Source organism: Floridaenema fluviatile BLCC-F154, assembly GCF_041929135.1.
Taxonomy (GTDB): domain Bacteria; phylum Cyanobacteriota; class Cyanobacteriia; order Cyanobacteriales; family Aerosakkonemataceae; genus Floridanema; species Floridanema fluviatile.
This window is the reverse complement of the sequence record NZ_JBHFNS010000051.1, coordinates 1-15,640: the sequence shown is the minus strand read 5'-3', so window position 1 is coordinate 15,640 and position 15,640 is coordinate 1. Positions and strand designations below refer to the sequence as shown.

The 15,640-nt window shown below is 40.4% G+C and carries 9 protein-coding genes; 3 read left to right on the top strand and 6 right to left on the bottom strand.

Annotation, left to right across the window (positions count from 1 at the left end; translation table 11 throughout):
• On the bottom strand, positions 1–258 hold a 258-nt coding region (locus tag ACE1B6_RS12380), incomplete at its 3' end, for a DUF2887 domain-containing protein (protein WP_413257540.1).
• A 598-nt stretch (positions 259–856) separates the two neighbouring features.
• A complete protein-coding gene (locus ACE1B6_RS12375; RefSeq protein WP_413257539.1) occupies positions 857–1,342 on the bottom strand; it encodes an allophycocyanin in 486 nt (161 codons plus the stop codon).
• Between the two features lie 147 nt (positions 1,343–1,489).
• On the opposite strand from ACE1B6_RS12375, the gene rlmD reads away from it, so the two are divergent.
• The 3 genes from rlmD (at position 1,490) to pckA (ending at position 6,398) form a co-directional block, all read left to right on the top strand.
• Positions 1,490–2,890: a 23S rRNA (uracil(1939)-C(5))-methyltransferase RlmD gene (gene rlmD, locus ACE1B6_RS12370; RefSeq protein ID WP_413257538.1), complete on the top strand. Its 1,401-nt coding sequence runs from the start codon at positions 1,490–1,492 to the stop codon at positions 2,888–2,890.
• 468 nt (positions 2,891–3,358) lie between these two features.
• The gene (larE, locus tag ACE1B6_RS12365; RefSeq protein ID WP_413257537.1) at positions 3,359–4,207 is read left to right on the top strand and encodes an ATP-dependent sacrificial sulfur transferase LarE; all 849 of its coding nucleotides are present in this window, start codon (positions 3,359–3,361) and stop codon (positions 4,205–4,207) included.
• A gap of 517 nt (positions 4,208–4,724) precedes the next feature.
• On the top strand, positions 4,725–6,398 hold the full coding sequence (gene pckA, locus ACE1B6_RS12360) for a phosphoenolpyruvate carboxykinase (ATP) (protein ID WP_413257536.1): 1,674 nt from the start codon (positions 4,725–4,727) through the stop codon (positions 6,396–6,398).
• Between the two features lie 155 nt (positions 6,399–6,553).
• On the opposite strand, the gene ACE1B6_RS12355 is transcribed toward pckA, so the two are convergent.
• The 4 genes from ACE1B6_RS12355 to ACE1B6_RS12340 form a co-directional block, all read right to left on the bottom strand.
• A complete protein-coding gene (locus ACE1B6_RS12355) occupies positions 6,554–7,885 on the bottom strand; it encodes a sensor histidine kinase (RefSeq protein ID WP_413257535.1) in 1,332 nt (443 codons plus the stop codon).
• Between the two features lie 11 nt (positions 7,886–7,896).
• Positions 7,897–10,539 carry a PAS domain S-box protein gene (locus ACE1B6_RS12350; protein ID WP_413257534.1) on the bottom strand — a complete coding sequence of 881 codons (2,643 nt, stop codon included), beginning with the start codon at positions 10,537–10,539 and terminating at the stop codon, positions 7,897–7,899.
• A gap of 382 nt (positions 10,540–10,921) precedes the next feature.
• On the bottom strand, positions 10,922–13,135 hold the full coding sequence (locus tag ACE1B6_RS12345) for a caspase family protein (RefSeq protein ID WP_413257533.1): 2,214 nt from the start codon (positions 13,133–13,135) through the stop codon (positions 10,922–10,924).
• 116 nt (positions 13,136–13,251) lie between these two features.
• The coding region (locus ACE1B6_RS12340) for a CHAT domain-containing protein (protein WP_413257532.1) at positions 13,252–15,640 on the bottom strand (2,389 nt) is incomplete at its 5' end.

The following is a 15,640-nucleotide window of genomic DNA, read 5'->3' as shown; positions in this document are numbered from 1 at the left end:
CAGGTAGACAAATATTTCGGCAAAGAAGCGCCAGTAAAAGTCAGCTTTTGGTTGAAACTGCACTTCTACAAAATAAATCGGTTGGTCAGGTGCGGTTTTTAATGGTAAAAATACGCCATCAAAGCTGCGAGATAGTTCTTTGACTTCTTGTGAAACAAAAGTATAATTTTGTGCTAGTGATGGAGGTTGCCCGATGAGTTCAAAGAGGAGAGTGGGGAAGGTTTGGAATAGCTGATAAAAGATGTTGTCGGTTTTCACGTAATGGGCTGGTTAGGTTGAGGAGAATAATTATATTTTGGCATGAATTAGGATGCGATCGCCTTTCAATTTGCTACTTAATGTGAGTGCGATCGCACTTCGCTAATTACCTCCATTTTTCCCCTTATGAACTAGATTAATAAAAATTGTGTCGGTCTTCCCGGTGAATTTGAGTAATGATTTAAATTAAGTTTAATGGGAAAAAGTTTCAGCAGATCTTCTATAATTTCCCATTTTATAAACTCGACTTATGAAAAATTTATCTTACGTATTTAATGCTTTTGGTTAGTGATCGATATCACAGGTTAAAGATGATTAAGATCGCTATCAAAGCCTCATTAAAAAGCCATACTACAAACAACTGAACTCTAGCCGAGTCATCGACAGGGAACACACAACCAGCCGACAGTAAAAACAAGTAACTGTCGGTTTTTTATTATCAATTATTTTCCGTAATTTCACTAAGTTTTTCCTAATAAAATTTCCCCACCTTTTGTCAGTGTTCTAACATTTTTGCAGCTAGGAAACACCAACAAGGGTGGGGAAACAGATTAAAATTAACAGAGTCGGGTCTGGCTTTCAACGCTAAGGCTGAAGATTAAGACATTCCCTGAATCAGGTAATCAAAGTAAGGTGCGGCTTCGGCGGCTTCTTCTTCGCTCAAAAGTGCTAAGGACGCTTTTTTGAGGCAACGAATGGCTTCTGCCATACCGGGAACGGGTACACCCAGAGAGTTGTACATTTCGCGTGCGCCAATTAAACCAATTTTTTCAATTGGTTCTTTGTCACCAGCGAGAACTCCATAAGTAACTAGGCGGAGATACCAGCCATAGTCTCTTAGACAGAGGGCGCGTTCGCGTTGTCCGTAGGCATTGCCACCGGGCGCAATGAAGTCAGGACGTTTCTGCCATAGCTGTTTGCTGGCTTCTTGAACAATCTTTTTTTCATTTTCGGCTAGGGTAGCGGCGATGTTTGTCCGCACTAAGCCTGTTTGAAAAAAGTCTTTGATAGCAGTCAGTTCCCCGGTGCTGGGATAACGAAGTTCGTCGTCGGCTTTGAGAATAACTTGGCTTACTACACTCATGATTTATTAGAAGGTCTGAGGATACCATTTCGTAGTTTACCGATATGAAGGGACGCAAGGGAATGGGGGAGGTGAGGAGATGGGGAAGTGGGGAGATGGGGAAGTGGGGAGATGGGGAGAAATTGAATCTAAAATCTAAATTGAAAGATGATTAAAACTGGAAACATTTTGTTACAAACTGGAAGTGAAAATTCGGATGACCTTTGGAAACAGGGGCGGCTGGTGGAGGTGGAAATTACGGATCTCTCGGATACGGGGGATGGGGTGGGGCGTTTTGGGGAGAGGGTGGTGTTTGTGCCGGATACGGTGGTGGGCGATCGCATCACAGTCCGCTTACTCCGCGTGAAGCCACAATACGCTTTTGGCAAGCTGCAAGAGATTATTACCCCTTCTACTCACCGGACTCGCCCTGGCTGCATTGTCGCGGATAAGTGCGGGGGTTGCCAATGGCAGCATATTGGGTATGAGTATCAGTTGGAAGCAAAGCGGAATTTGGTGATTCAAGCTTTGGAAAGGATTGGTGGAATTTCTGCGCCGCCTGTGGATGCGGTTTTGGCGGGGGATTCGGCTTTGGGGTATCGCAATAAATCTACTTATCCGGTGTGTTTGTCGTCTACGCAGAAGGTGCAGGCGGGCTATTTCCAAAAGGGTTCTCATCAACTGGTGAATTTGAATCAATGCCCGGTACAGGATGCTAGGTTAAATCCTTTGCTGAGTGAGGTTAAGCAGGACATTCAAGGGCGGGGTTGGCGAATTTATAACGAAAAACACCATCGGGGGCAAATACGCCATCTGTCGCTGCGGGTTGGGCGGCGCACGGGGGAAATGCTGCTGACTTTGGTGGTGAAGGATGGGGATTTGCCGGGAATTGAGGCTCAGGCTGAAGCGTGGTTGAAGCGTTATCCTCAGTTGGTGGGGGTGTCGCTGAATGTTAATCCCGATCGCACAAATGCTATTTTCGGTGAGGAAACTCGTTGTATTGCGGGGAAATCTTTTTTAAGAGAAGTGTTTGCTGATTTGGAGTTTCAAATTCGCCCTGATACTTTTTTCCAAGTAAATACAGAAGTCGCAGAGTTGCTGTTACAGGAAATTGTTGGGCAACTTGACTTGCAAGGAAATGAGGTTTTGGTTGATGCTTATTCTGGCATTGGTACGATGAGTTTACCTCTGGCGAAATTGGTGCGGCAAGTAATTGGTTTGGAGGTGCAACGGGAGGCGGTGGAACAAGCTGCGGCGAATGCGACTTTGAATCAAATTACTAATGTTAGTTTTCAGATGGGAGAGGTGGAAAATTTGTTGCCGCAGTTAGCAGTAACGCCGGATATTGTGTTACTCGATCCGCCGCGTAAGGGTTGCGATCGCGCTGTGTTAGATTCGCTGTTGCAAATTCAACCAAGTCGAATTGTTTATGTTAGTTGTAAACCTGCGACTTTGGCACGCGATCTGAAAGTTTTGTGTGCTGATGGTTATCAGTTAGTGAGAGTTCAACCTGCTGATTTCTTTCCGCAAACTGCTCATGTGGAATCTGTGGCTTTTTTGGTGCGGTAAATAGGAAAAGGCGATCGCTCTATTATAGATAGTTAACTTTAGTTGCTAGTTACAAAGATGGTCGTTTAGATCTGCCCTAACTCCCGTCGATCGGCGGAATTTAGGAGGAGCAAAAATGTCTGACTTGATAACTGCTAACTTATGTTTCCCGATCTTCTAAGTGCGATCGCTTAAATGTGCTAATTATTGGTTTGTGTTCACAGCGGGTTATTAAATGAATTTCTCCTTATTAACGATGTTCGATCGTCGTCAGGGTACTTTCTCTACTATTATCTTTCTTGGCTCTAGCGATCGACAAGTGTATTAAGTAACTTAGTAATGTTCTGAGTGATTGAGATACAAGTTACAAATTTAGTTACAAATTGTTATGATTGAAGAGAGCTATTTTGAATTCCCTTGGCTGGAAAACCAAGTTAGTTGTAACAGAAATTGCGAAATTAATTCACTGGGTTGGTGAGATTGGAAACTATGTTGGAGCAGAAATTAGAAGCATTAAAAGGCATTTTCGCGGAAATGGATCGAGCGATTATTGCTTATTCTGGAGGAATTGATAGTACTTTGGTGGCGAAAGTTGCTTATGATGTTTTGGGCGATCGAGCTTTAGCTGTAACCGCAGAGTCGCCTTCTTTATTACCAGAAGATTTGGAAGATGCCAAGATTCAAGCATTAGAAATTGGGATTCTCCATCAGATAATTGAAACTCATGAAATGGAGAATCCTAACTATACTTCTAACCCAGTAAATCGCTGTTATTTCTGCAAGAGTGAATTGCATGATACCTTAAAACCTTTGGCTTTAAGTTTGGGTTATCCTTATGTGGTAGATGGGGTAAATGCTGATGATTTAAGAGATTATCGTCCGGGGATTCAAGCGGCGAAAGAAAGAGGGGCGCGATCGCCTTTAGCGGAAGTAGGAATTAGCAAAATGGAAGTGAGGGAAATTTCTAAATTTTTAGGACTTCCTTGGTGGGATAAACCTGCTCAACCTTGTTTAAGTTCTCGCTTTCCTTATGGGGAAGAAATTACGATCGCTAAATTACAAAGAGTTGGGAGAGCAGAACTTTATTTACGTAAATTGGGATGGCAAAATTTGCGGGTGCGCTCTGCTGGCGATACCGCTAAAATTGAATTACCACCAGAACAAATTAAAGGGTTTGTATTAAATACCGACTTACCGCAGTTAGTAGCAGCTTTTCAAGAGTTGGGATTTATTTATGTTACTTTGGATTTAGAAGGTTATCGCAGTGGTAAATTAAACCAAGTGCTTGACCTGGAAATTCGCGATCGTCATACCCCCTCTCAAGTAACGATCGGTTAATTAAGTTCCTTTTCAGAAGTTTGTTGTGAGGACTCTAGTCCTATTGGCTCACAAAGGCGCACTGAAGTACTCACAACGGACGTACTGAAGTGCCGACAGTTTAGTTAAAACAATTTAATAAAGTAATAAATTACACAACTGCTCAATTATCGATTGAGCTAAAGTAGAATTGTATCCCTGGGAACATAAGAAAATTTAAAAACATATCCTCATTTTGAAGGATAAGTAACACTAACTGACAAATGAATCATCCTTTTAGCCGTGAGATTGCTTGAGAGAGTTGTTGACGAAAAAACAATGTAAAATATACAATGATAAGATGCGGTTTTTGCATAAAAGTAAGCCTCTCATTAGAGTGTATTTTGTTTACGAATTTCAAAACAGTATTAAAATATACAAAATTTTATTAATTAATAACTTTATCAAGAAAGTTTTTGGTAAAAGTTAATAGGAATGCCTGAGTACCTAGTAATCAAGAACTAGGTTTAAACCTAAATTTAAAAGGCGGGTGCTTAATATGCTGAACTCAAAAACTTACCCCCTAGATTCCCTGAATATGACAACTATCAGCCGTTTGGAGCAAAGCTTTTTCCAAGTAGGCGAATCAAAGAATGGAAAAAGCTCTAAGTTAGAAACTTTAGGAATTAAAAACTGCGGTCGCGTGTATCGTAATTTATCAGTATCGCAGTTAGTAGAACATACGTTAGCACGTCAGGAAGGTATTTTAGGCGAGAATGGCGCGGTGTTTGTGAAGACGGGTAAATATACAGGGCGATCGCCTAAAGATAAGTTTATTGTGGACGATCCAGCTATTCATGACGAGATTGATTGGAATAGCGTTAATGTTCCGATTTCAGTAGAGAAATTCGATCAACTGTACAAGAAAGCACTTGCTTATATGCAAGGCAAAGATTTGTATGTTTTTGATGGTTATGTTGGTGCCGATCCTCAGTATCGGTTAGGTGTCAGAATCGTCAATGAATTTGCTTGGCAAAATTTATTTGTGCATCAGTTGTTTATTAGACCAACAGCAGAAGAACTAAAACATCATCATGCAGATGTAACAGTAATTGCAGTTCCCGGTTTAGAAGGCGATCCAGAAACTGATGGCATTCATAGCGAAGCATTTGTGTTAGTCAATTTCTTGAAAGGAATTGTTTTAATTGGCGGGACAAGCTACGCTGGCGAAATGAAAAAATCCGTATTCTCGTTCATGAATTATTTAATGACGAAACGAGATGTTTTACCGATGCACTGTGCTGCTAATATGGATGAAAATGGCAATACAGCTTTGTTTTTCGGTCTTTCTGGTACGGGGAAAACTACGTTATCTGCCGATCCTGAGCGCCGCTTAATCGGTGATGATGAACATGGATGGTCAAACCAAGGAATTTTCAATTTTGAAGGTGGATGTTATGCGAAAACTATTCGCCTTTGTAAGAAGAATGAACCACAAATTTGGGAAGCTTTGCGGTTTGGTTCGTTAATTGAAAATGTGACTATTGACCCGGAAAAAAGAATTCCTGATTACAACGATAGCAGTGTTACGGAAAATACTAGAGCCGCTTATCCTGTGGAATTTATTCCTAATTGTGTAATTCCTGGGGTTGGCGATCATCCAAAAACTGTAATCTTTTTAACCGCAGATGCTTTTGGGGTTTTGCCTCCTATTTCTAAACTGACAAACAGACAGGCAATGTATCATTTCATCTCTGGTTATACCAGTATTTTAGCTGGTACTGAACGGGGAGTTACGGAACCGCAAGCGACTTTTTCTTCTTGTTTTGGTAAGCCATTTTTACCCCTGTCTCCGATTGTTTATGCTGAGATGTTGTACGACAGAATTATTGAGTACGACGCTGATGTATATTTGGTAAATACTGGCTGGACTGGCGGGCCTTATGGTGTAGGTAAACGGATTGAAATTGCTGATACTCGTGCGATGGTTTCAGCTGCTTTGAGTGGTGAATTAAATCATGTCAAATTCCATCATCATCCAATTTTCCGCATTTTAATTCCTGAGTCAGTTCCGGGTGTAGATAGTAATATTTTAGACCCGATTAAAACTTGGAGTGACCCAGAAGCATATCAAGAAAAAGCGAAAGCTTTAGCGCAAAAGTTTGTGGAAAACTTTAAGCAGTACCAGCGAGTACCGAGAGAAATTATAGAAGCTGCGCCTAGTTTAGGTTAGTGCGATCGCATAGCGTTGTGTTTAGCATTATTGCTTTTCTTTGAATCATCTCTGTTGGGGTGGGTAATACCAAATCTGGCTTAAATACTCCCGCTATTCTTTAGTCCGCGTAGGCGGACTTTGTTTGTGTAGCGATTTCAATCATCCCATCTTTGCTAAGCAACACAATGCGCTGGCATAGCTTCTTCCAGCTGTTGATGAATGGGGATTTCAATAATAAACTCTGTACCCTTTTCTGGTACAGATTGGCAGTGTAGTTTACCACCATGTTTTTCGACTACAATTTGGTAGCTAATTGATAGTCCTAAACCAGTGCCTTTACCCACAGGTTTCGTCGTAAAGAAGGGTTCAAAAAGTTTAGATTTCACCTCTTCTTTTATTCCTAAGCCATTATCCATAATGCGAATTTTAATCCAGTTGTCTCTGATAATTTCAGTGGAAATGTAAATTTTTCCCGATCGATTAATCTTCCCTGAAAAACAGCATTGTTGATGATATTCATCTAAGGCATCAATAGCATTAGAAAGAATATTCATAAATACTTGATTGAGTTGTCCAGCATAACATTCAATTGGGGGTAATTGACCATATTCTCTAATAACTTCAATCCCTGGATGCTCTGGTCTAGCTTTTAAGCGGTGATGTAAAATTGTCAGGGTGCTATCAATGCCTTCGTGAATGTTTACGGCTTTAACTGCGGCTTCATCTACGCGAGAGAAAATTCGCATTGATTTGACGATTTCGTGAATGCGTTGTGTCCCCGTATTTGCTGAATTTAGCAGTTTTAATAAATCATCTTTAATAAAATCTAACTCAATATCTTCGAGTTCGGCTTGAATCCGAGGTGTTGGTTTTGGGTAGTCTTCCTGATACATTTCTAGAAGTTCCAAAATATTTTGGATGTAATCTTTTGCATAAGTGAGATTACCATAAATAAAATTAATTGGGTTGTTAATTTCATGGGCAATACCTGCTACCATTTGCCCTAAACTAGACATTTTTTCCCCTTGAATCAGTTGCGCTTGCATTTGTTGTAAATCAGTATAAGCTTGAGTTACTTCAGTAACTTTCTGTTCTAACAAAGCGTTCTTTTCTTCTAGTTTACTGTTTAATTCATAGAGCTTGAGATGTAATTTAATTCGAGCTAATACTTCTTCTTGCTGGAATGGTTTGGTAATATAGTCAACTGCTCCTAGTTTAAATCCTTCTACTTTATTGGCAATGTCGGAAAGTGCCGTCATAAAGATAATTGGGATATCTTTTGTGAGGGGATTTGCTTTTAGTTGACGACAGGTTTCAAAGCCGTCAATTTCTGGCATCATTACATCTAACAAAATCAAATTGGGTAGGGCATATTTGACTCGTTCTAGAGCTACTTTGCCTGATTGGGCTACCCAAACTTCTAGGCCAGCTTGATCTAAAGTATCAGACAATACGCCTAAATTAGCAATATTATCGTCAACAATCAGAACAGTAGAATTTTCCATATTTGTGAACCTCATAGTTTTTCCCTGAAAGATTGAACTAAATTTAAAATTTCTTGGTCTTGAAATCCTTTTGCTAGTTGATAGAGTTTTTGGGCAAAAGTAGTGTATTTTGGGTCTGTTTGCTCAAGCAATTTTGCTTGTTTAATAATGGCTTTAAAACTCCCTTTCATCGCTAATTCATAGAGAAGTTCTAGTTCTTTTTTGGGTGGAGGAATTAACTCATCACGATCGATCTCAGAAACAGGTAATGTCGGTTTTTCTGCATAAATCCATTGGATTCGGAGATATTTTTGAATTTTTTCGAGTAATTCTTTTGCCATCACAGGTTTGGGTAGAAAAGCGTTACCTCCAGCTTCTATACTTCTATATTCATCTGATTCAAAGACGCTGGCAGAGGAAACAATAATAATTAGATCTCTGAAGGTTTCGGACTGGCGAATCCGTTTAATTAGTTCAAATCCATCTCCTTTGGGCATCAATAAGTCAGTGATAACTAAATCTGGTTGATGTTCGAGAATTTTTTGCCAGCCTTCCTTTCCACTTTTGGCTTCAAAAACGGTAAAACCGATCGGACTAAGTAAATTACTAATTACCGATCGATTTTCCCACTTATCATCAACTACTAAAACTTTCGGTTGCGAGTCTTTAATCCCAATAATTTGTCCTATAGCATCGGTTTGAGCCGTTTTCGTCCACTCAGTCGCTTCCGGCAAATTAACATCAAACCAGAAGATACTACCAACATTAACTTCACTTTGCACTTGAATTTCACTACCCATTAATCCGACAATTTCTTGACTGATTGCTAGTCCCAATCCGGTACCTTCTGACTGTCTTCTAGTATCGCTTACCTGTTCAAAAGGGAGAAAAATTTTGTGCAGTTTTTCTGCGGGAATTCCAATACCTGTATCGCGAACTTGAAAGCGAATTTTGCCCAGTGCTGCGAAGCTAACGGTGAAGCTAACATCACCTGTATCAGTAAATTTGATCGCATTGGTTAGCAGGTTAATTAATACTTGTCGCAACCGTTTTTCGTCGGCGTGAATCCCGCTCGGTAATTCCGCAGCCGATCGATAATTAAATTGAATACCTTTAAGTTCGGCGCGAATGCGGCACATTTCCGCTACCCCTTGGAGAAATGCGGGAAAATGGAAATCACTGGGGATTAATTCCACTTTTCGCGCTTCGATTTTCGATAGATCTAAAATGTCATTAATTAAAGTCAATAAATGGGAACCGCATTGGTAAATTACATCGATGCGCGATCGATCTTCTTCAATTAAACTTTTACCCCTGAGCAGAATTTGAGCATAACCAATAATCCCATTAAGGGGAGTTCGCAACTCATGACTCATATTGGCGATAAACTCACTTTTTGCATGATTAGCTGTTTCCGCGGCTTCTTTAGCTTGAACAAGGGCAATTTCTGCTTGTTTGCGATCGCTAATATCTCGCACTACTGACAAACCATATAGTTTATTATCTTGCCAATAAGGAACTGCTGTAACTTCAACATCAATTGGAGTACCATCTTTGTGTAAATCAACAGCTTGACAAGAAAATTGTTTACCCGCCTTTATAGTTTTAATGAATGTTTTAAATAAGGAATAAGAATCTGGATGAACGAAACTTTCGGGAGTTAACTGAAGAAACTCTTCCACAGTATAGCCGTGCATTCTGGCTTTTGCTGGGTTGGCGGCGACTATATTCCCAGTTTCTAATTCAAAAATAACAATACCATCATTAACAGATTCAAAAATACTCCGATATTGCGCTTCTTTTTGCCTTAATGCTGCTTCCGTTTCCTGACGATCGGTAATATCTGTATTTGCGCCAATCCATTCCCGAATTGTTCGATCTGGATTTAAAATTGGCACAGCACGACAACTTATGTAGCGATATTTGCCATCGTAGCGGCGCATTTGAAATTCAATTTCATGTAACGATCGCTTACTAACAGCTTTCGCCCAACTTTCAGCAACATATTGGCGATCGTCTGGATGAATTGTATCAAGCCAACCCCAACCTTTGTACTCTGCAAAAGTTTGTCCAGTAAATTTACTCCAAGTTGGTTGTTCAGAAGTTAATTCACCTTGAGCATTTGTCTTCCAAATCACTTGAGCAGTAGCTTCAATTAAAGAGCGAAAACGTTCTTCGCTTTGTTTGAGAGCATTTTCTGTAGTTTTGCGATCGTGAATATCTGTAGAAGTTCCCACAATCTCCCGAACGCTACCATCCTGATTTAAAACTGGAGTTCCTTGAGCAACAAAATAGCGATAAGTTCCATCTTTGGCTCGGAGTCGGTATTCCGCATTGTACAAACTTTGTGTCGTTACTGCTTGCATCCAAAGTTTAGCAACTGGTTGGCGATCGTCAGGATGAATCGCATCCAACCAACCAAAACCCTTAGCTTCCCCTTCCGTCTGTCCAGTAAAACCCCTCCAACTCACAGTATCATGTACTCTACCTTCCACATCCGCCACCCAAACCAACTGAGACGTAGCCGAGAAAAAAGCCCCAAAACGTTCTTTAAACACCCGCAGTTCCGCTTCTAGTGCAGCCGTTCCCTCCCCAACTAACCGTTCTACCCTTTCCTCCACCATCTCCTGTTGTTCTGGCGTTAGCGAATTTCCAGACTGGAAGTACTTGCTCATGTTTGTTCCTACATTTCAATTATTCAAAAATATTTATAAAACTGTTCAACTTGCTCCCTTGTAATTAACACTTCTCTATAAATACTAAAAACTAACTACTTGCCCAAAATTTACACTCACTAAATAAACTACTTCACTTACTTTATCTTCATACAACTTAACAATTTACGTAACCGTAAATTCCCCTAATGAACAACTTTTTTATCATTAAACCATTACTGTTATTTAAGTTACAAAAATTCTAAAATATCTCTCAAGATAGATTCAAAAAAAACTCTTCTATACTTGCTTTCTATACTTAACCAACACTGACACAACTATCATCTTTACTGTTCCCAGTTTCCCATCCCCATTCCTCATATTGAATAAACTGGAAAATCCCTTATTCCACCACTTCCACCAAAGAAGAAAGCACAGCAATTTTAGTTGTATCAACCCCTCTAATGGTGGATACTAATTGAACACCAGCACGAGTCATATTGTCAAAATCTATCAACAAATCACCAATTACTTTGTCCGGTTCATCTTCACCAATTCCTAACGGAGAACCTTTAGCAGTATTGCGACTTCTAGCAATATTTTGTAAACCCTTTAAAGCATTACGAACCGGAAGTACACTAGCCAATACTAAAACTTCCAAAGTACCCGAAGGCCCTTTTAAAAGAATTTTATAATTATCCTCAATTCGAGGCAAAGTAATTGTTTTTCCCGCAGCCACCAAAGCCGCATCTTCTGGAGTATCCCAATCACGAGGAAACAAAACTAATAAATCACCGCTAGAATCAATTAACACAACACCAATAAAAAGATTACGACTTTCGTTATTTTGAATAGTAATTTGAATTTCTGTATTCGGCTTAAACTTAGTACCTTGCACAGAACTAATCGGTGCTTTTTTATCCTCTTGATTCCCCCGACTACTAACAATATTAGCTGCACTTGTCGAATTAACAGGTTGAATAGAACTACTAACTTTAAGTGTAGAAGAATCCCCTGTCACCAAAGTTTGTAAAATTCTCCCAGCCAGCAAAGATTTAAATTTAGATTTCAACCTTTCTTGAATCGCTTTTGTTGCAGATTCTTCAGGAATTCCAAAAGTATTATCAACTGCTTTTCCCCCGGAAGTAAATAAACCAATTGCCCCTACAGGCGGCGGATTAGAAATTGATAACCGTTGCAAATCGCGAGAGTTATTTTCCCTAACTCGACCTAAAATATAATGTACAACATCTGTTTGATTCACCCCAACAACTTCTATCCGATTAATAGCGTTAATTTCCTTTTCCGCCAGACTTTTCTCCGCACCCAAAGAGTCATCCAACCCAACTTTTAAAGTTAAATCCGTAGGAATTCCCCGCACTCTTTCCCGCAGTAAAATCCCCTGTTTAACCAAGTCAGAATTACCTTTAATAACTTTACCATAACCGACTAATCCAACACGAGATATTTGTTCAATTTGTCCAATCTCTTTACCCTGATTATCAATTAAACTAAAAATAGACCCTTTTTGAAAACCTTCTAACGATTGCGAAGCAATTCCACCCAACCAAAATTCCACTTCTACTTCCTTACCATTTTCTTTGACTTCGCGAATCACTCCTTCAGCACTGCGATTAGTTTGTTCGCTGAAATAAACTAATTTATTTCCGTAATCGCTTCCCGGTTTTACTTCATATTCCGGTACTTGGATCATACCAGAATATTGAGCCATATCTTGAGTCCGCAAAGCTAAATTAACAAAAATTTTACTTAAAGATTGATTACGATTTTGTTGCCAAAGATAACGAGTTAATAAATAAGTAAAAGCGCCAGCATTAAAACCATCAAAACGCGCATCTGTAGCCAATTGGTTATCCTTAGCGGAAGTTAACGAGACACCTTTAGCAATACCTTTTTCTCGTAATTCTTGAAACTTATCGGGAGAAAAGTTTAACTGTGATAACAATTTTTGTTGATATTCTAATTCTGCTGCATCGACTTTGATGTTTTCGGTTTCTCGCTCAAATCTTGCAGAACGAACCACCAAATTTCCCCTGTCACCACCCCCCGAAAAACAACTATCTAAAACCACAGTTAAATTCTCTGTTTGTACCGCCGACATCAACAAAAATAAAGTCTTACCCATGATATCTTTTACCACGTTTTTATCAGCAGTAACAGTATCTATAGGAACCATTGTTCCATTCAAATTTTTACCATTAATCGGCGCAGGATCTACTACCCGCGAACCATGTCCAGAAAAGTGAAAAACCGCCACATCTCCGGGTTTTGCTTGTTTAATTAAATGATTTTCAAAAGCAGTAATAATACCTTGACGAGTAGCTTGAGAATCTGTAATTACTAAAATATCTTGTGGCTGAAAACCAAAGCGATGAATTAACAACTCTCGCTGCATTTCCACATCCATCAAACATCCCCGCAAAGGACGAACTCCGTCAGTATAATTATTAATTCCCACTAATAAAGCCAGTTTGCGAGGCGTATTTTGCGCCAACACCTTACCATAACGATTAGCCCGCTGAAAAAACTCAACTTGACTAATTCCCAAACTAGCCAACAAAGAACCACCAAACTGTAAAAAATGCCGCCGTTTCATAATTCTTCCTTTCCCTTTTTACTTCTTCCCTTAAAGGTAAGGGCGAAGCATTCGGGTAATAAATTTATGGTTTGAGTATATAAATTGTTGCCCGAATGCTTCGCCCCTACAGATTATTAATATGCTTCTCCGATGAAAGTGAAAGCTGCCCAATCTTTTGGATGAGGGCGAGTTTTCATAATAGTTAACATTGCCTGACGTAACGCTTGCGCCTTATTCGGATTTGTCCTCATTTGCTGATAAAACTCCTTCATTAAATCAGATGTTGGTGCATCAGGAACCGCCCACAAAGAAACAACAATGCTGGGTGTTCCCGCAGTAATAAAAGCGCGAGATAATCCAACTACTCCATCACCTGTAAGTTGTCCTCTCCCAGTATCACAAGCACTTAAAACTACTAAGGAAGCTTTCAATTTTAAATCGAGAATTTCATCAGAAGTCAGCAAACCATCTTCTTTTTCGTCGGGTGTAAAAGCTAATGCGCCCGGTACTCCTGCACGATATTTTCCTTGCAGTTCTCCATAATCTAAAAGTCCGTGTGTGGCGAAGTGAATAATGTTAGCTTGCGAGATTTGAGATTTAATTGTTGCTTCTTTAGCTTGAGAACCAATTAAAGGTTGAGTATTGAACAATTTACCAATTTCAATTGCTTCTTCTTGTGCTCCAGGTAAAGGTGATAATTTTTCCGGTGGTTCACCTATTTTTAAGGTTAAAGATGGCATGGTTGGATTACCGACAATTAAATTTTGGAAACTCTTTTCTCCTGCACCTCTGCTTTGCTGCATTTCTGCTTTTTTAGCATGAGTTAATTCTAAGACTTGAATTGAGGGTGCGGTGAGAATTGTATGTTTTTCGATTAAATGTTTGCCTTGTTCGTCTTGTAAGGCGACGAAGGGAACTAAGAATAACGCTGATTGGGGAACGAAGATAACATGATTATTGGGATCGGTTGGGAGTAAATCGGCTATTGGTTTGATTAGTATTTCGTGGAGTTTTTGCAGGCGTTGTTTTTCGTTAACTCCGGGTTTGGGGACGATGATTGCAGTTGCACGACCTCTGACACCAATAGAGTCACGAGTGTTAGTAACAAGTTCTCCGAGAGAAGTGTTTTGTTGTTGCCATAAAGGTTTGAGATCGACTTTGCGGAAGTTGACTTCACCTGTGGGTTTGATTACCCAAATGTAAAGTTCTGATTCTTTGGTTTGTTGTTTATCTTGAATTTTGAAATTATCAGCCATAATCGAATATTGCACCAAAGTAGCATTTTGATTTTGGGCAATTTGTTTAATTTGGGCAATTGTTGGTTTTAAAGATGCAGCAGGGATGATTTCTTTAGGGTTAGTTGACAGTCGCCTGGTGAGTAATTCGACAAAAGCTCTGCCTCTACCTCGTTCGGAAATTTCTAATGCTGTTGTGGTTTTATTTTGGGCGATTAGGACTAGTTGTAAAGTGCGGTAGGTACGAGCTTGTTGCTCAAAAATAGACACTTTGTTAGCATCGTCATCGCCTAATCTCTCTCGTAGAGATTCTAAAACTTCTACTCCCTGGAATAGGCTTTTCTCTGCTTGGGCTAAATCTCCTGATTTGTAGAGAGCATACCCCAAATTATTTAAAGCTTGTCCTTCACCGTTGCGATCGCCTATTTCCCGTCTAATGGCTAAACTCTGCTGCTGGTACTCGATCGCTTTGCGGTAGTCTCCCAGGGAACGGAAAGCACTACCCAGATTTCCCAGAGAAAGTCCTTCACCTCTGCGATCGCCAATTTCTCGCGCAATCGCTAAACTCTGCTGCTGGTACTCAATCGCTTTGCGGTAGTCTCCCAGGAAAAAGTAAGCACCACCCAGACCTCCGAGTGCTCCTCCTTCACCATCGCGATCGCCAATTTCTCGTGCAATCGCTAAACTCTGCTGCTGGTACTCGATCGCTTTGCGGTAGTCTCCCAGAGCAATGTAAGCATTACCCAGACCTCCGAGTGCTCCTCCTTCACCCCTGCGATCGCCAATTTCTCGTAGAATAGCTAAACTCTGCTGGTAGTACTCAATCGCTTTGCGGTAGTCTCCCAGGGAAAAGTAAGCAATACCCAGATTTCCCAGTGCATTTCCTTCACCATCGCGATCGCCAATTTCCCGTGCAATCGCTAAACGCTGCTGCTGGTACTCGATCGCCTTGCGGTAGTCTCCCAGGGAACGGTAAGCAATACCCAGATTTCCCAGGGATTGTCCTTCACCGTTGCGATCGCCAATTTCTCGTGCAATCGCTAAACACTGCTGCTGGTACTCGATCGCTTTGCGGTAGTCTCCCAGAGAATCGTAAGCAAGACCCAGATTTCCCAGAGATTGTCCTTCACCGTTGCGATCGCCAATCTCTCGTGCAATCGCTAAATGCTGTTGGTAGTACTCGATCGCTTTGCGGTAGTCTCCCAGAGCAATGTAAGCAGCACCCAGATTTCCCAGTGCTGTTCCTTCACCTTTGCGATCGCCAATTTCTCGATAAATAACTAACGCT